Source organism: Sphingobium sp. FG11 (assembly GCF_057809915.1).
The window spans coordinates 22,631-39,141 of sequence record NZ_JBMDKW010000014.1 but is presented as its reverse complement, the minus strand read 5'-3'; the positions used below and the strand labels follow the sequence as shown (position 1 = coordinate 39,141).

Below are 16,511 nucleotides of genomic sequence, written 5' to 3'. Positions count from 1 at the left end.
ATGAGCGGCGACCCGATCATATCGCTACGCGGCGTAACCAAAATCTATGGCGAGGGCGCGACCGCGTTTCAGGCGCTGAAAGGCATCGACCTCGACATCGCGGCGGGCGATTTTGTCGCGGTCATGGGACCTTCGGGGTCCGGCAAATCGACCACGATGAACATATTGGGCTGCCTCGACGTGCCGTCCGGTGGCACTTTCCTGTTTCGCAAACGCCATGTCGAACGGCTCGACCGCGACCAGCGCGCCTTGCTGCGCCGCCGCTATCTCGGTTTCGTGTTTCAGGGGTTCAATCTGCTCGCCCGCACCACCGCGCTCGAAAATGTCGAGCTGCCGCTGCTGTATCGCGGCGAGGATAAAAAGACGCGCTATGACATGGGCATGGCGGCGCTCGACAAGGTGGGCCTCAAGGACTGGTGGGACCATACGCCCTCCGAGCTTTCCGGCGGGCAGCAGCAGCGCGTCGCCATCGCCCGCGCCATCGTCACTCACCCCGATGTACTGCTCGCCGACGAACCGACCGGCAATCTCGATTCGGAACGATCGGTTGAGATCATGGAATTGCTGACCGACCTCAATCAGAATAGCGGCATCACCGTGCTGATGGTGACGCATGAGCCGGACATGGCCGCCTTCGCCCGCACGATCGTCCATTTCAAGGACGGGCTTGTGGAACGGGTCGAGCCGGGGGCGGCGGCCTGATGCTGGGCACCACCGTCATCCTCGCCCTGCGCGCGATCAACCGGCACAAGCTGCGCAGCTTCCTCACGACGCTGGGTATCATCATCGGCGTGGCGTCGGTGGTCGCGATGGTCACGCTCGGCAATGGCGCGACCGCCGCCGTGCGGCAGCAGATCAGCTCGCTCGGCGCGAACGTGCTGCAACTGCGGCCCGGTCAGGGGTTTGGCCGTGGCGGCGGCGGTCCGCGCCCGCCCGATTTCAAACCTGCGGACCTGACCGCGATCGAAAACCAGCTCACCGGCGTGCGCGCTGTCGCGCCGGTCGTGCAGTCGAGCGGCACCGCCATCTATGAAGGCAATAACTGGTCGACCACCGTCTATGGCACGACATCGGCCTATTCCGATGTCCAGCAATGGAAAGCGCAAAGCGGACGCCTGTTCATGCCCGACGAGGAGGAAGCCGGTCGCCCGGTCTGCCTCATTGGCAATACGGTGCGCACCAACCTGTTTCAGAGCACCGACCCGGTCGGCAAACGGATGCGGATCAAGGGCGTGTCCTGCCAGGTGATCGGCGTGCTCGCGACGCGCGGGCAAGGCGGCTTTGGCGATCAGGACGATGTCGTCGTCATGCCGATCAAGTTCGTCCAGCGCCGCTTCACCGGCGATCGCGACATCAGTCAGATCATGATCGCGGTCGACGACGCCTATGACACCAGCGTCGTGCAGGCGAGCCTGGAGGAACTGATGCGCGAACGGCGCAAGATCAAGCCGGGCGCGGACGATAATTTCAACGTGTTCGACACCAAGCAGATTTCCGACACGCTGACCGGCACGACCACGATCCTGACGCAGATCGTCGGCGCGGTCGCCGCTATCTCGCTGCTGGTCGGCGGCATCGGCATCATGAACATCATGCTTGTGTCGGTAACGGAGCGCACGCGCGAAATCGGCATACGCCTCGCCATCGGCGCGGTCGCGCGCGAGGTGCTGTTGCAGTTTCTGGTGGAGGCGATCGTGCTGTCGTGCCTGGGCGGATTGATCGGGCTGGTCCTCGCGCTGGCGGCCTCTCTCGCCATCGCCCCGCTGATGCAGGTGCCCTTCATTTTCGACCTTAAGGTCAATCTGATCGCCTTCCTGTTTTCCGCGGCGATCGGCGTGGTGTTCGGCTATTTCCCCGCCCGCCGCGCCGCCGCGCTCAACCCGATTGATGCCCTGCGCCACGAATAAATCATTGGAAACCGGCCATTTATGAACAGCGGTTCAGGCTAAATCTTAAACTGATACATTTTCCGACAATCTTTGCGCTTCCCCGGCACAAGCTTGCGACAAGTGCGTCCTATCTCTGTCTTCGACGCCGGAAGCGGCGCCTGGATCGAAAGAGGAGCAAAGACATGAAGAAGTTTCTGATGGCGCTGATCGCAACCACGATGGTCACCAGCCCGATGATGGTCGCACAGGCACAGGCCGCGCCGCAGCGCGAAGTCACCCGCGTCGTCGAGCGCGACCATCACGGCCGCACCGTGGTCGAAAAGCGGACTGTCGTTCGCAACGATCGCGACCGGCACGACATGCGCAACGATCGCCGTGGCTATCATGGCAAGCGTTGGGCCAAGGGCCAGCGTTTCGACCGCCGCTATGCGACCAACTATCGGGTCGTGAACAATTATCGCGACTATCGCCTGTCCGCCCCGCCGCGCGGCTATCACTGGGTTCGCTCGGGCAATGACGCGGTTCTGGTCGCCGTGACCAGCGGGATCATTGGAGCAATCATCGGCGGCGCGATCCGCTGACCAGACGGAGCGCCCCGGAGCCATGGTTCCGGGACGTTGCTCTTAGGGTTTGTCTCGAAATGCGCGGAAGGGCGCAGTTCGGTTGCCGCACCGGCCCTCACCCCCACCCGACCGCCCATTCAGGATACACTCTGTGGGCGGTCGGCCGGGGGTGCGGGCCGGTGCGGATCGAGACAAGCCCTTATACCAGCCTGGTCAGATAATAGACCGCGATCACCAGAAAGACCGCCGTCGTCTTGATGAGCGTCAGCGCGAAAATATCCTTATAAGCCTGCCTGTGGGTCAGCCCCGTCACCGCCAGCAGGGTGATGACAGCGCCATTATGCGGCAGGCTGTCCATGCCGCCACTCGCCATCGACGCGACGCGATGCAGAACCTCGGGCGGAATGCCAGCCGCCCTGCCCGCAGCGGAAAATTGCTCCGCCATAGCGGCAAGCGCGATCGACAGCCCGCCCGAAGCCGAGCCGGTGATACCCGCCAGCGAGGTCACGGTAATCGCCTCGTTCACCAGCGGATTGGGTACGGCCTTCAGCGCCTCCTTCACCACCAGAAAGCCCGGCAGCGCCGCAATCACCGCGCCAAAGCCATATTCGACCGCCGTGTTCATGCCCGCAAGCAACGCGCCGCCCACCGCCGCGCGCGATCCTTCGGCAAAGCGCCGGGAAACAGGGCCCCACGCGAACAGCAATATGGTCGCAATGCCCAGCAGCAGCGCGCCCTCCACGGCCCACAGCGCCGCCATCTGCGCGATCTTGACGGTGACGGGCTCGGCCATGCCCGCCAGCGAAAGCGTGACCTCCTCCCCCGTCACCCATTGCGGGATCAGCAGGGTGAGCGACAGATTGGCCCCGCCCACCACGACCAGCGGCAGCATCGCCACCAGCGGATGTGCGCGCGCTCCGCCCTCCTCCTCCGGCGCCGGTTCGTTGACCAGCGTTTCGGGCGCGCCATATCCTTCACCTGCCGCGCTCATCGCCCGCCGCCGCCAGTTGAGATAGGCAAGGCCCGCCGTGACGATGAAGATCGATCCGATCACGCCCAATATCGGCGCCGACCAGGTCGTCGTGCCAAAGAAGCTGGTGGGGATGATATTCTGGATCTGGGGCGTGCCGGGCAGCGCGTCCATGGTGAAGGTGATCGCACCCAGCCCGATCGTGGCGGGCACCAGCCGTTTGGGAATGTCGGCCCGGCGAAACATTTCGGCGGCAAAGGGATAGACCGCGAACACCGCGACGAACACCGATACGCCGCCATAGGTCAGCAGCGCCGTCACGATCATGATCGCCGGAATCGCCCGCTTCGCACCGACGAAGCCGATCACCGCCGTCACGATCGCTCGGGAAAAGCCCGAAATTTCCACCAGCTTGCCAAACAGCGCCCCCAGCAGGAACACGGGGAAATACAGCTTCAGGAAGGTCGCCGCCTTGTCCATGAACAGGCCGGAAAAGGCGGCGGGCACGGCCGATGGATCGGTCAGGAACACCGCCAGCATCGCCAGCAGCGGGGCCATCAGGATGACGCTCATCCCGCGATAGGCCGCGATCATCAGGAGGATGAGGGATAGACCCGCTATGCCGACTGCCACCTGTTCGCCCCTTTTCGCCCGATGAACCCCGTTGCTCTAGGCGGCGCGCGGCGTCACGCCAAGTCTCCCTTGCCTTTTCCCCTCCTTTCCGTCATAGGCGCCGCTTCGTTCGGATCGGGCTTTACCTGATTCCGCGCGAAAGACTGAATGAGACGACAGCCGGAGGGGCGTTGCGCATGGGGCGCGCGTCAGCGATCGGCCAACAGAAAAGGTTTAGACATGGCTCTTTACGAGCATGTGTTCCTTGCGCGCCAGGATCTGGCACAGGCGCAGGTGGACGCTCTGGCGGAAACCGCCACCAAGATCGTCGAGGAAAACAAGGGCAAGGTCACGAAGGTCGAGACCTGGGGCCTGCGCAGCCTCGCCTACAAGATCGCGAAGAATCGCAAGGCGCATTATGTCATGCTCAACATCGACGCGCCCGGTGGCGTGATCGCCGAGCTGGAGCGCCAGACGCAGATCAACGAAGACGTCATCCGCTATATGACCATCAAGGTCGAAGAGCTGGAAGCCGGCCAGTCGGTGATGATGCGCAAGCAGGAACGTTCGGAGCGTGGTGATCGCGGCGACCGTGGCCCCCGTGGCCCGCGCGAAGATCGTGGCGACCGGGGTGACCGCGGCGGCGATCGTGGTGATCGCGGCCCGCGCCGTGACGAAACCGCTGGCGAGTAAGGAGACCTAAATCATGGCACGCCCATTTTTCCGCCGCCGCAAGAGCTGCCCCTTCGCCGCCAAGGATGCGCCGAAGATCGATTATAAGGACGTCCGTCTGCTCCAGGGCTTCGTGTCCGAGCGCGGCAAGATCGTCCCCAGCCGCATCACGGCCGTTTCGGCCAAGAAGCAGCGTGAACTGGCCCAGGCCATCAAGCGCGCCCGTCATCTGGGCCTGCTGCCCTACATCGTGAAGTAAGGGAGTAGCCCCATGGAAATCATTCTGCTCGAACGCATCGAGAAGCTGGGCGCCATCGGCGATGTCGTCACCGTGAAGGACGGCTATGCCCGTAACTTCCTGTTGCCCAACCGCAAGGCGCTCCGGTCCAACAACGCCAATAAAAAGGTGTTCGAGGCCAACCGCGCCAAGATCGAGGCTGACAACGCCGCTCGCCGCTCGGACGCCGAAAAGGCTGCCGATGGCGTCAACGGCACCCAGGTCGTCCTGATCCGTCAGTCGTCCAACGCGGGCGCATTGTATGGTTCGGTTGCGGTCCGCGACATCGTGGAAGCGCTGCACGCCGACGGCAAGACCAACGTCAACAAGGCGATGGTCGTGCTGGAACGCCCGATCAAGACGCTTGGCCTGTTCGACGTCAAGGTCGCGCTGCACCCCGAGGTCAGCGTCACCATTCAGGTGAACGTCGCCCGTTCGCCGGAAGAAGCCGATCTTCAGGCGCAGGGCGTCGACGTGATGGCCGACCTGTTCGAAAAGGACGAGAGCGGCTTCACCGAAGATTATGATCCCAATGCCGAACCGGGCGAAATCGCCACGGACGTGCAGGAAGAATCGACCGAGGAAGCCTGAAGCTTTCGACCGGAACGACAAGGAAAGCCGCCCCTCGCCGGGCGGCTTTTTTTGTTGCATGACGAACCTGTCGCCTGCCTGATTGGGCGCCGTGCGCCGGTCGGGCGTCAGGAGATTGCCGATGCAGATCGCAGCGCGCGGAGTTTGGCGGTCCATCGCGGCTGTCTGGCCAGCCCTGCTCGCTTGCGCACTGCTGCTGCTGTCGCTCGCGCTGTTCTGGCCGGGCGTCGCCACCTACGACGCCGTCACCCAATATGCGCAGGCATTGAGCGGGCGCTATGATGACTGGCATCCGCCGATCATGGCGCGGCTATGGTCGTTGCTCGATCCGGCGGATCTCGGCGGGGGACCGATGCTGGGCCTGCAACTGCTGGGCTACTGGCTGGGGCTTGGGGCGCTCGCCCTTGGCGTCGACGGGCGGCGGACGATCGTCATTCTCGCCATCGGCCTGTTTCCGCCCCTGCTTGGCTGGCAGGGCGTCATCGTCAAGGACAGCCAGATGGTGGGCGCGCTGGTCGCGGCGTCCGGCCTTGTCGGTCTTTACCGCTTGCGGGACCGTCCTGTCCCGGTGCGGGTATGGATCGCCGTCGCGATCTGCCTTGTCTACGCGACGCTGATCCGCGCGAACGCAGTCTTTTCCACCGTGCCGCTGATGCTGCTCCTGTCCCGTCGTCAGTGGTCGCCATTCCAGCTCGGTTTCGCCCTGCTGGCGACGACGACCCTCATTCTGGCCGTGTCGCCATCGATCAACCAAGATATTTTCGGGGCGGCGGACAGCGGCGTGCGGCGCAGCGAACCGCTTTACGACCTTGCCGGCATCGCTACCCGCGCCAGCGATGGGGCGGTGCCCGGTCTCAGCCCTTCGGCGGTCGCAGCGCTTGATCGGGCGCATTGCGTCAAGCCGCTCTTCTGGGACCCGCTGGGCGAAACGCCAGCCTGCACGAACGCCATCGCTCCGTTGGCCCATCGCAAGGTCAGCGACCTCTATATCGCGCTCGCCGTGGCGGCGGCGCAGCATCCATTGGCCTATCTCTCCCATCGCCTCGCGCATCTCAATTCCAGCGAGCGCTGGCTGGTGCCGTGGCATTGGCCGCTCGCCGCGCCGCCCGCCAGAAGCGAACCCAACCATCTGGGGCTGCGCAATCCGGCAAGCCCCGTCGCCCCCTATTGGCAGCACCTCGCCGCGAACATCGCCGAAACGCCGCCGGGCTGGCCGATTTTCTGGATGGTGATGATGGTCTGGGGGTTATGGGCGGCGCTGAGAGGACCGCAGGATCCGCGCGCCCGGCTGGCCATCGCCCTGTTCGGCTCGGCCTTGTGTCAGGAGCTCAGCTTCACGCTCATCAGCCTGTCGTCGGACCTGCGCTATCATCTCTGGCCGATCATGGCGACCGCGCTCGGCTGGGCGCTGATCGCGGGCCGCCCGACGGGCAGGCGACGGGTTCAGATCATGGGCGCCATCCTTGCCGCCATAATGGTTTCGGGCCTCGCCGCCCGCATGATCCTGCCCGCGCCGCCGTCGCGCTATGCCGACCTGCTCCTGTAGCGTGGAGCTGATCCCTAATCGTCCTGCGCCGCCCTCACCGCGCCCTTATGCGCCTTGGCATTATGGACATAATGTTCGATGCCCTCGCGCATGTCGATCAAGGCGACATCGGGCAGATCGCGCATATATTTCGCTGGGCGGCCCGCCCAGAGCTGACGATGCGGCACGGTCTTGCCGGGCGACAGCAGCGCGCCCGCCGCCAGCATCGCGTCATGTTCGACCGTGCAGCCGCTCATCACGATCGCCCCCAGTCCGACGAACGATCGGTCCTCAAGCACGCAGCCATGGACCATCGCCATATGGCCGATCAGCACATCGTCGCCGATCAGCGTAGGCCACCCCTCGACGGGCGCGGCAATGCCGTCGCCGGGGCTGTCGCAATGAATGACCGACCCGTCCTGAATATTGGTACGCGCGCCGATGCGGATGCGGTTCACGTCCGCCCGGATGACGCAATTATACCAGACGCTCGCATCGGCGCCGATTTCGACATCGCCGATGATCCGGCAGCCGGGCGCGATGAAGGCGCTGGGGTGGATGCGCGGCGTTTTGCCGTTCAAGGTCAGCAGAGTCACGCCGGGATGATCGGTCATATCGTCAGGCTCCCAGCAGTCGCGCCGCATGCAGCGCATGATAGGTCAGCACGCCGCAACAGCCCGCCCGCTTGAACGCCATCAGCGTTTCCAGCACCAGCGCGTCACGATCCCCCGCGCCAACCGCCGCTGCCGCCTCGATCATCGCATATTCGCCCGATACCTGATAAGCAAAGACCGGCACGGCGAAAGCATCCTTCACGCGGGCGACGATGTCGAGATAGGGCAGGCCCGGCTTCACCATGACGCTGTCCGCGCCCTCGGCCAGATCGAGCGCGACCTCGCGCAGGGCCTCTTCGCCATTGGCCGGGTCCATCTGGTAATTTTTCTTGTCGCCCTTCAACAGCCCGCGTGATCCCACCGCATCGCGAAACGGGCCGTAAAAGGCGCTCGCATATTTGGCGGCATAGGCCATGATCTGGACATTATGATGCCCGTCCCGCTCCAGCGCCAGCCGGATCGCGCCGACGCGGCCGTCCATCATGTCGCTGGGCGCGATGATGTCCGCCCCCGCCGCCGCCTGATTGAGCGACTGGCCGATCAATATGTCGATCGTCGCATCGTTGAGGACATAGCCGGTCGCATCGAGCAGCCCGTCCTGCCCGTGCGCGGTATAGGGATCGAGCGCCACGTCGGTCAGGATGCCGATCTGCGGCACCGCATCCTTGATCGCCCGGATCGCCCGGCACATCAGATTATCGGGGTTCAGAGCCTCCGCGCCATCGTCGCTGCGCCGCGCTGCCTGAGTGTTGGGGAACAGGGCGATGCACGGGATGCCGGCGGCGCTGGCTTCCCTGGCTCGCGCGACGATCAGGTCCACCGACCAGCGCGACACGCCGGGCAATGCCGCGATCGGTTCCTCCACCCCGACGCCTTCGGTCACGAACAGCGGCCACAGGAAATCGCTGGGGTTCAGCCGGTTTTCGGCATGCATCGCCCGGCTCCACGCGGAGGATCGGGTACGGCGCAGCCGCAGGGCGGGATAAGCGGCATGGGTCATGGGCGCGGTGTAGGATGCCGCAGGCGGGGGATCAAGCCGCGACGGCGCACCATCGATCTTGCACCCGCTCACAGGCCCGCTATTCACATGGGCCATGGCAATGGAGCGCAACGCGATGCAGGATGAAAAGCGCGGGATCGGGCGATCCGTGACGCGGGCGCTGCTGCTTGCAAGCCTGTCCCTTTCCGCGCCCGCAGCCGCCGCGACGCAAGGCTATACAATCTCCAGTTTCGACGCGATCCGGGTCGACGCGCCGGTGAGCGTCGTCATCACCACCGGCATGGGCGCTTCGGGCCGGGCCGAAGGGGACCGGGATCTGCTCGACCGGCTGCGAGTCGAAGCGTCAGGCCGGCTGCTCATCATATCCGTGCAGCCGCAAAAAGCAGGCGAGAAGCGCGGCGGCGCAGTCCTGTTGCGCCTGACCACCGGCGATCTGGGCCGTGTCCTGCTGGCGGGGGGCGGATCGGTGACGGTCAACCGGATGCGGGGCCAGCGTGGCGACGTCATCCTTGGTGGCAATGGCGATATCCGCGTCGATGCCGTCGATCTCGACCAGATGAATCTGACCTTGTCCGGCGGCGGCCGCGTGACTCTGGCCGGACGCGTCGGCATGGCGGCCGTGCATGTCACCGGGCCGGGCGTCGTCGCGGGGGAAGCGCTGCGCACGCGGCAGGCGACGATCGGCAATAACGGGCCTGGCAGCGTGCGTCTGATCGCCGACGTCACGGCCAAAATCACCGCGTCGGGATCGGGCGATGTGACCGTCGCCGGCAAAGCCGCCTGCACCGCCGACAATCGCGGCACCGGCACGATCTCGTGCGGCGGAGAACGCTACTGACCGCGCATTTTGCCGTGCTTATCGAAGTCTTTACCTCGGGCGGCTAGCACATCCCCGTCATAACCGGACGGACCCAAAGCATGCGCCGCTTCTTGCCATTCACCTTCCTGACCGCCGCGATGCTCGTGCCGCAGCAGGCCGCGGCGCAGGTCGCCGCCGCCGATAGCGGCGACACCGGCTGGATGATATTCTGCGCCCTGCTGGTCCTGATCGCCGCCCTGCCGGGTCTGGCGCTGCGCCATGCTGGCCTTGTCAATGTCCGCAACAGCCTGTCCGTCACCGTTCAGGGTCTCGCCGTGGCGGCTGCGGTGTCGCTCCTCTGGGCGGTTGCCGGTTACAGCCTCGCCTTCGCGCCCGATGGCTATGGCTGGCTCGGCGGCGGCGGCAATGTGCTGCTGGCCAATCTGGGGGCGCTGCGCGACGGCCTGACCGTGCCCGAATCCGCCTTCGTCCTGTTTCAAATGAGCCTCGCGATATTCGCCGCATGCCTGCTCGTCGGCGCACTCGCGGAGCGCGCGCGGTTCGGCTGGATCGTCGCTTTTGCGCCGCTCTGGCTGCTGCTCGTCTATGCGCCCGTCACCCATTGGGTATGGGGCGGCGGCTGGCTTGCCGAACTTGGCGTGCTGGATTTCGCCGGGGGCGTCGTCATCCATATCAGCGCGGGCTTCTCCGCCCTTGCGCTGGCTCTGCTGATGGGTCGGCGGCGCGAGGTTTCCGAGCCGGGCCACGCCCCACTCCTGACGCTCGCGGGCGGCGGGCTGATCTGGGTCGGCTGGTTCGGCATCGTCGGCGGATGGGCGCTGGGCGCGAGCGACGATGCGGCGAGCGCGATCCTGAACTGCCATTTCGCCGCCTGCGCCGCCGCCCTGATGCGCGCGCTGCTGGACCGGCTGCTTTCCGGCCGCGTCAGCCCCACCGGCCTCTTGTCCGGCGCGTTGTCCGGGCTGGTTGCGATCTCGGCCTCGGCTGGCCTTGTCGGGGTGGGCGGCGCCATCGTGATCGGCGTCATCGCGGCTGTCGTCTGCCGCCTGGGCGCGGCAATGCTTGACGGGCGCATCGACGACCCGGCTGGAGTTTTCGTCATCCACGGTCTGGGCGGGCTGACCGGCATGCTGCTTCTGCCGGTCTTTACCCTTTCCCTGTTCGGTGGCGTCGGCTTCGATCCCGGCATGGGTTTCGACCATGTGCTGCTCAGCCAGGGGATCGGCATGGCCGTGGTCGCATTCTGGTCGATGCTGGGCACAGCCATCGCCGCGCTGATCGTGATGGTCGTCATCCCGATGCGTGTCAGCGAGCAGGATGAGGCGAGCGGACTCGACGCCGTCCAGCATGGGCAGCAGGGCTGGGATTTCCGCTAAAGCCGATGCCCGTCGCCGTCGCCATCTTCGCGCATCAGGAAGAACGCCGGATCGGCGGGTGCCTCGCATCCCTGCCGCTCGACCGGCCGGACACGATCTTTCACGTCCTCGTCAATGGTTCGACCGATGCGACGGCGCAGCGCGCCCGCGAAGCCGCCGGGGGACGCGCCAACATCATCGTCCATGACATTGCGGCAGGCGGCAAGTCGCGGACCTGGAACCATTGCGTCCATCACCTGCTGACCGGCACCGAGGATGCCGTCATATTCATGGATGGCGACGCGGAAATCCTGACCGGGTCGATCGACGCGCTGGTCGCGGACCTCGCCACCAACCCCAATGCGAACGCCGCCGCCGGCATGCCGCTTAACGGCCGCGAGGTTGAACTCTATCGCGAAAATCTGCGGCGCGAGCGTGGCCTGTTCGGCGATCTTTACGCGCTGTCCGGGCCGTTCGTTTCAGCCATTCGCGCGCGCGGCCTGCGCCTGCCCGATGATCTGATCGGCGATGACGGCCTCGTCGCCGCATGGGCGCATACCGATCTTCAGCGTGATGAGGCGTGGGCGCTCGACCGCGTCATCGCCTGCGAACAGGCGGGCTTTGCCTGCGAGCCGGTCGGCCTCACCCGCCCGACGACATGGGCGATGCAGTATAAGCGGCTCATCAACTATTCGGTCCGCTATTTTCAGAACCGCATCATATCGGACATCATGACGCGCGAAGGGCCGGACGGCCTGCCGCCACGGCTGGCGCTGCTTTACCGGGACTGGCTGCCGCGCTGGAAGCCCCGCCCCGGCGTCGACGGCTGGTTCGACCGCAAGGCGCTGGCCCGCATGCGGGCGCGGGCCGTAGACTAATCAGCGGTCCCGGCCGGCCAGTTCCTTGTTGATGAACAGGGCCAGCCCTGTCACCGCAGCACCCGACAACAGATAAACGCCCGATGCCATCACCCCGAAGGTCGCCGACAGCGCCAGCGCGACGAGTGGCGCAAATCCCGCACCCACCAGCCAGGCGAGATCGGACGTCAGCGCCGACCCGGTATAGCGGGTCGCGGTCGAAAAGTTGGACGCCACCACGCCGGACGACTGGCCAAAGCTGAGGCCGAGCAGAATGAAGCCCAGCACCATGAAGGCCACCTCCGACAGATCGCCGCCGTTCAACAGCAGCGGAGCGGCAAGGCTGAACAAGGCGATGCCCGCCGCCGAATAGCCCAGTAGCGCCCGCCGCCCGACCTGATCCGCGACGAAACCCGACACGATGATCGCGAGGATGCCGACGCACGCGCCGACCATCTCGATCCCCAGAAACCGTTCCAGCGGTTGTTCGGTATAAAGCGCGATCCACGACAGCGGGAACACCGTCACCATATGGAACAGCGCGAAGCTGGCCAGCGGCGCAAACGCCCCGATCACGATATTCCGCCCCTCGCTGCGGATCGTCGGCAGGACAGGCGAGGGTTGCAGTTCGCGCGCGTGGAACAACCGCTCGAACTCGTGCGTCACGACGATCCGCAGCCGGGCGAACAGCGCGACGACGTTGATCGCGAACGCCACGAAGAAGGGATAGCGCCAGCCCCAGTCGAGGAAATCCGCCCGCGACAGGGTGGACAGAAAATAGGCAAACATGCCGCTCACCACCAACAGCGCGATCGGCGCGCCAAGCTGGGGCATCATCGCATACCAGCCGCGCCGCCGCCGGGGGGCGTTGAGCGAAAGCAGCGAGGAAAGCCCGTCCCAAGTACCGCCAAGCGCGACGCCCTGACCGCAGCGGAACAGCGCCAGCAGCGCGGCCGACCAATGGCCGATCGTGTCGTAACCGGGCAGGAAGGCGATGGCCGCGGTCGATCCCCCGAGCAGGAACAGGGCGATGGTCAGCTTGACCCCTCGCCCGAACTGCCGGTCCACCGCCATGAAGATCACCGACCCGATCGGGCGCGTCACGAACGCCAGCGCGAAGATCGCGAACGACCAGAGCGTTCCCGCCAGCGGCGTGAGCATGGGAAACACATGCGCCGGAAAGACGATGACCGACGCGATTGCATAGACGAAGAAGTCGAAAAATTCCGATGTGCGCCCGATGATGACGCCGATCGCGATTTCGCCGGGTGCTATCCTTTTTTCCCGCGCGGTGACGGCGCGGGCGTCACGCTCCATCGGAGTGGAGGACGGCCCCTCGTTCGGCGCCTCATTCGGCGTGGTGGTGACGGCGGTCATGGCTTCCTCGCTGCCTGATCTGGCTGGGAACGAACATCGCCGCGCATCGTTGCGCGGGCAAGACTCGTTTCCATGGTCGATCCCACATGCACTATTCCACACCAGTCAGGGGATAGGACAAAAGGTCCAATGTCGAGCGCCGGCCATCCCGATTATGCGGGCTTCATGCCAGCCGACCACCCCTCGCCGCTCCATCGAATCGTGCGCCGCTTGACGCCGCTCGCCCTGTTGCCGCTGGGCGCCTGCAATATGGTGGTCATGAATCCCGCGGGCGACGTCGCCATGCAGCAGCGGGATATCATCATCATCTCCACCGTGCTGATGCTGCTCATCATCCTGCCGGTGATGGCGCTGACCATCTGGTTCGCGTGGAAATATCGGGAAAAGGCGCAGGCGAAGGATTATGATCCCGACTGGGATCATTCGACCAGCCTCGAACTGCTGATCTGGTCCGCGCCGCTGCTCATCATCATCGCTTTGGGCGCGATCACCTGGAGCAGCACGCATCTGCTCGATCCCTATCGCCCGATCGAGCGGCTCGACGCGCAGCGCAAGGTGACGCCCGCCACGAAGCCGCTGCGGGTCGAAGTGGTTGCGATGGACTGGAAATGGCTGTTCATCTACCCCGATCTGGGCATCGCCACGGTCAACGAGCTGGCTGCCCCGGTCGACCAGCCGATCGAGTTCAGGATCACATCCTCCACCATCATGAACAGCTTCTTCGTGCCCGCGCTCGCGGGTCAGATCTACGCCATGCCGGGGATGCAGACGGTGTTGCACGCGGTCGCCAACAAGCCGGGAAATTTCGAAGGGATGTCCGCCAATTATTCGGGCGCCGGCTTTTCGCACATGCGTTTCCCTTTCCGGGCGATGGACCGCGCGGGTTTCGACGCCTGGGTGGCGCAGGCGCGGAGCAGCAAAGCGGTGCTGGACCGCGCGACCTATGTGAAACTGGAACAGCCGAGCGAGAAAGTCCCGCCAATGCTGTTCGGCAAAGTCGAACCGCGCCTGTTCCACGCCGTCCTCAACATGTGCGTGCAGCCCGGCAAACGCTGCATGGATGAGGTCATGATAACCGACATGCGCGGCGGCGCGGGCAAGGAATCGGCGCGCGACACACGGGGCCTGCGCCATGACGGCACGATCGATGTCGGCGGCTTCCACCCGCAGGAGCCGGGCCGCAAGGGCGAAATCGCCCAGCCCGCCGGCATGACCCCCGCCGCCGAACGCACCCCGGCGGAGCAGGGCAGCCCTGCGCCCGGCCAGAAGGACCGGGACGACATGCACGATATGCCCGGCATGTGATCCCCATGCGCACCGCCCTCCCCCATCTCATCCGTTCGAGGCCCTGACATCCATGTCTCCACATCCTGCCTCCGAAAATAGCGGCATCTGGAAAGTCCTCTTCGGTCGCCTCGACTGGAGCGCCATTCCCTATCATGAACCGATCCTCGTCGGCACCTTCGCCATGGTCGCGATCGGCGGCGCGATCGTGCTGGGGGCGGTTACGAAATATCGGCTCTGGGGCTGGCTGTGGCGCGACTGGTTCACCACCGTCGATCACAAGCGCATCGGCATCATGTACATGATCTTAGGGCTAGTCATGTTCGTGCGCGGTTTTGCCGACGCGATCATGATGCGCTTGCAGCAGGCGATGGCCTTCAACGGGTCCGAAGGTTATCTCAACGCCCATCATTACGATCAGATTTTTACGGCGCATGGCGTCATCATGATCTTCTTCGTCGCGATGCCGCTGATTACGGGCCTGATGAACTATATGGTCCCGCTCCAGATCGGGGCGCGCGACGTCAGTTTCCCGTTTCTCAATAATTTCAGCTTCTGGATGACGACCGCCGGTGCGGTCATCACGATGATGTCGCTGTTCGTGGGCGAATATGCGCGCACGGGCTGGCTCGCCTATCCGCCGCTCTCTGGCATCGCCTATTCGCCGGGCGTGGGCGTCGATTATTATATCTGGGGCTTGCAGATCGCGGGCATCGGCACGCTGTTATCGGGCGTCAATCTGATCGCGACCATCGTCAAGATGCGCGCGCCGGGCATGTCGATGATGAAGCTGCCGATCTTCGTGTGGACCTCGCTCTGTTCCAACATCCTGATCGTCGCGGCCTTTCCGGTGCTGACCGCCGTGCTCGCACTGCTCAGCCTCGACCGCTATGTCGGCACGGCCTTCTTCACCAATGACATGGGCGGCAACCCCATGATGTATGTGAATTTGATCTGGATCTGGGGCCACCCGGAAGTCTATATTCTCATCCTGCCGCTGTTCGGCGTCTATTCCGAAGTCACCTCGACCTTCTCGGGCAAGCGCCTGTTTGGGTATACGTCGATGGTCTATGCGACGGTCGTCATCACGATCCTGTCCTACCTCGTATGGCTGCACCATTTCTTCACCATGGGGTCGGGGGCCAGCGTCAACAGCTTCTTCGGCATCACTACGATGGTCATTTCCATCCCGACCGGCGCGAAGATCTTCAACTGGCTGTTCACCATGTATCGCGGGCGCATCCGCTTCGAATTGCCGATGATGTGGACGGTCGCTTTCATGCTGACGTTCGTCGTCGGCGGCATGACCGGCGTGCTGCTCGCTGTGCCGCCCGCCGACTTCGTGCTGCACAACTCGCTGTTCCTGATCGCGCATTTCCACAATGTCATCATCGGCGGCGTGCTGTTCGGCATCTTCGCGGCGATCAACTACTGGTGGCCCAAGGCGTTCGGCTTCCGGCTCGACCCGGTCTGGGGCAAGCGCAGCTTCTGGCTGTGGGTCGTGGGCTTCTGGGTCGCCTTCATGCCGCTTTATGTGCTGGGGCTGATGGGCGTCACCCGCCGAATGCGCGTGTTCGACGATCCGGGCTTGCAGATCTGGTTCCAGATCGCAGCGCTGGGTGCGTTCATGATCGCAGCGGGGATCGCCTGCATGTTCATCCAGTTCTTCGTCAGCATCCGCAATCGTGAAGCGTTGCGCGACATCACCGGCGATCCATGGAACGGCCGCACGCTCGAATGGGCGACCAGTTCGCCCCCGCCCGACTATAATTTCGCCTTCACCCCCGTCATCCACGATGGAGACGCCTGGGCGGATATGAAGAAGCGCGGCTATCAGCGGCCCCTGTCGGGCTATGAGGCGATCCATATGCCGAGCAACACCGGCACCGGCATCATATTGGGCGGCCTGTCGATCGCCTTCGCCATCGGCATGATCTGGTATATGTGGTGGCTGGCGGGCCTCAGCTTCGTCGCGATCCTCGCCACCGCGATCGGCCACACCTTCAATTACAAGCGCGACTTCCACATCCCCCAAACGGATGTGGAGCGCATCGAGGGCGAGCGCACCCGCGCGCTCGCCCACTCCCCGGCGATGCAGGGCTGAT

16 protein-coding genes are annotated in these 16,511 nt (G+C 64.7%); 12 read left to right on the top strand and 4 right to left on the bottom strand.

Annotated features, from left to right (window positions below; translation table 11 throughout):
• The 3 genes from ACODSN_RS12620 to ACODSN_RS12610 all read left to right on the top strand — a co-directional run bounded on the left by ACODSN_RS12620 (position 1) and on the right by ACODSN_RS12610 (position 2,470).
• The gene (locus tag ACODSN_RS12620) at positions 1 to 702 is read left to right on the top strand and encodes an ABC transporter ATP-binding protein (RefSeq protein ID WP_489055868.1); all 702 of its coding nucleotides are present in this window, start codon (positions 1 to 3) and stop codon (positions 700 to 702) included.
• A complete protein-coding gene (locus tag ACODSN_RS12615) occupies positions 702 to 1,907 on the top strand; it encodes an ABC transporter permease (protein WP_489055867.1) in 1,206 nt (401 codons plus the stop codon). Before ACODSN_RS12620 ends, ACODSN_RS12615 begins: the two co-directional genes overlap by 1 nt.
• 164 nt (positions 1,908 to 2,071) lie before the next feature.
• Positions 2,072 to 2,470, top strand: coding sequence for an RcnB family protein (locus ACODSN_RS12610; protein ID WP_489055866.1), 399 nt, complete (start codon positions 2,072 to 2,074; stop codon positions 2,468 to 2,470).
• Positions 2,471 to 2,651: 181 nt separating this feature from the next.
• On the opposite strand, the gene ACODSN_RS12605 is transcribed toward ACODSN_RS12610, so the two are convergent.
• Positions 2,652 to 4,055 carry a GntP family permease gene (locus ACODSN_RS12605; RefSeq protein WP_489055865.1) on the bottom strand — a complete coding sequence of 468 codons (1,404 nt, stop codon included), beginning with the start codon at positions 4,053 to 4,055 and terminating at the stop codon, positions 2,652 to 2,654.
• A 219-nt stretch (positions 4,056 to 4,274) separates the two neighbouring features.
• On the opposite strand from ACODSN_RS12605, the gene rpsF reads away from it, so the two are divergent.
• The 4 genes from rpsF (at position 4,275) to ACODSN_RS12585 (ending at position 7,120) form a co-directional block, all read left to right on the top strand.
• Positions 4,275 to 4,727 (top strand): 30S ribosomal protein S6, encoded by a 453-nt coding sequence (gene rpsF / locus ACODSN_RS12600; protein WP_489055864.1) that lies wholly within the window; start codon positions 4,275 to 4,277, stop codon positions 4,725 to 4,727.
• 13 nt (positions 4,728 to 4,740) lie between these two features.
• Positions 4,741 to 4,965 (top strand): 30S ribosomal protein S18, encoded by a 225-nt coding sequence (rpsR, locus tag ACODSN_RS12595; protein WP_004212076.1) that lies wholly within the window; start codon positions 4,741 to 4,743, stop codon positions 4,963 to 4,965.
• A 12-nt stretch (positions 4,966 to 4,977) separates the two neighbouring features.
• Positions 4,978 to 5,574 (top strand): 50S ribosomal protein L9, encoded by a 597-nt coding sequence (gene rplI / locus ACODSN_RS12590; protein ID WP_489055863.1) that lies wholly within the window; start codon positions 4,978 to 4,980, stop codon positions 5,572 to 5,574.
• 121 nt (positions 5,575 to 5,695) lie between these two features.
• Positions 5,696 to 7,120: a hypothetical protein gene (locus tag ACODSN_RS12585; RefSeq protein ID WP_489055862.1), complete on the top strand. Its 1,425-nt coding sequence runs from the start codon at positions 5,696 to 5,698 to the stop codon at positions 7,118 to 7,120.
• Positions 7,121 to 7,134: 14 nt separating this feature from the next.
• Here the strand turns inward: ACODSN_RS12585 and ACODSN_RS12580 are convergent, their stop codons facing one another.
• Both ACODSN_RS12580 and hemB read right to left on the bottom strand, forming a co-directional pair.
• Complete coding sequence (locus ACODSN_RS12580) at positions 7,135 to 7,713, bottom strand: gamma carbonic anhydrase family protein (protein ID WP_489055861.1); 579 nt, start codon at positions 7,711 to 7,713, stop codon at positions 7,135 to 7,137.
• 4 nt (positions 7,714 to 7,717) lie between these two features.
• Positions 7,718 to 8,713 (bottom strand): porphobilinogen synthase, encoded by a 996-nt coding sequence (gene hemB, locus ACODSN_RS12575; protein WP_489055918.1) that lies wholly within the window; start codon positions 8,711 to 8,713, stop codon positions 7,718 to 7,720.
• 115 nt (positions 8,714 to 8,828) lie between these two features.
• Here hemB and ACODSN_RS12570 point away from each other — a divergent pair, with 115 nt between their 5' ends.
• The 3 genes from ACODSN_RS12570 to ACODSN_RS12560 all read left to right on the top strand — a co-directional run bounded on the left by ACODSN_RS12570 (position 8,829) and on the right by ACODSN_RS12560 (position 11,766).
• Complete coding sequence (locus ACODSN_RS12570) at positions 8,829 to 9,551, top strand: GIN domain-containing protein (RefSeq protein ID WP_489055917.1); 723 nt, start codon at positions 8,829 to 8,831, stop codon at positions 9,549 to 9,551.
• Between the two features lie 80 nt (positions 9,552 to 9,631).
• The gene (locus tag ACODSN_RS12565; RefSeq protein ID WP_489055860.1) at positions 9,632 to 10,909 is read left to right on the top strand and encodes an ammonium transporter; all 1,278 of its coding nucleotides are present in this window, start codon (positions 9,632 to 9,634) and stop codon (positions 10,907 to 10,909) included.
• A gap of 5 nt (positions 10,910 to 10,914) precedes the next feature.
• Positions 10,915 to 11,766, top strand: a complete 852-nt coding sequence (locus tag ACODSN_RS12560; protein WP_489055859.1) for a glycosyltransferase family 2 protein — start codon at positions 10,915 to 10,917, stop codon at positions 11,764 to 11,766.
• Here ACODSN_RS12560 and ACODSN_RS12555 read toward each other — a convergent pair whose 3' ends face one another.
• Positions 11,767 to 13,122, bottom strand: a complete 1,356-nt coding sequence (locus ACODSN_RS12555; protein ID WP_489055858.1) for an MFS transporter — start codon at positions 13,120 to 13,122, stop codon at positions 11,767 to 11,769.
• Between the two features lie 165 nt (positions 13,123 to 13,287).
• Here ACODSN_RS12555 and cyoA point away from each other — a divergent pair, with 165 nt between their 5' ends.
• Positions 13,288 to 14,427, top strand: coding sequence for a ubiquinol oxidase subunit II (gene cyoA / locus ACODSN_RS12550; protein ID WP_489055916.1), 1,140 nt, complete (start codon positions 13,288 to 13,290; stop codon positions 14,425 to 14,427).
• 52 nt (positions 14,428 to 14,479) lie between these two features.
• Entirely contained in the window at positions 14,480 to 16,510 is a 2,031-nt protein-coding gene (gene cyoB, locus ACODSN_RS12545; RefSeq protein WP_489055857.1) for a cytochrome o ubiquinol oxidase subunit I, read from the top strand.
• Position 16,511: the final 1 nt, after the last annotated feature.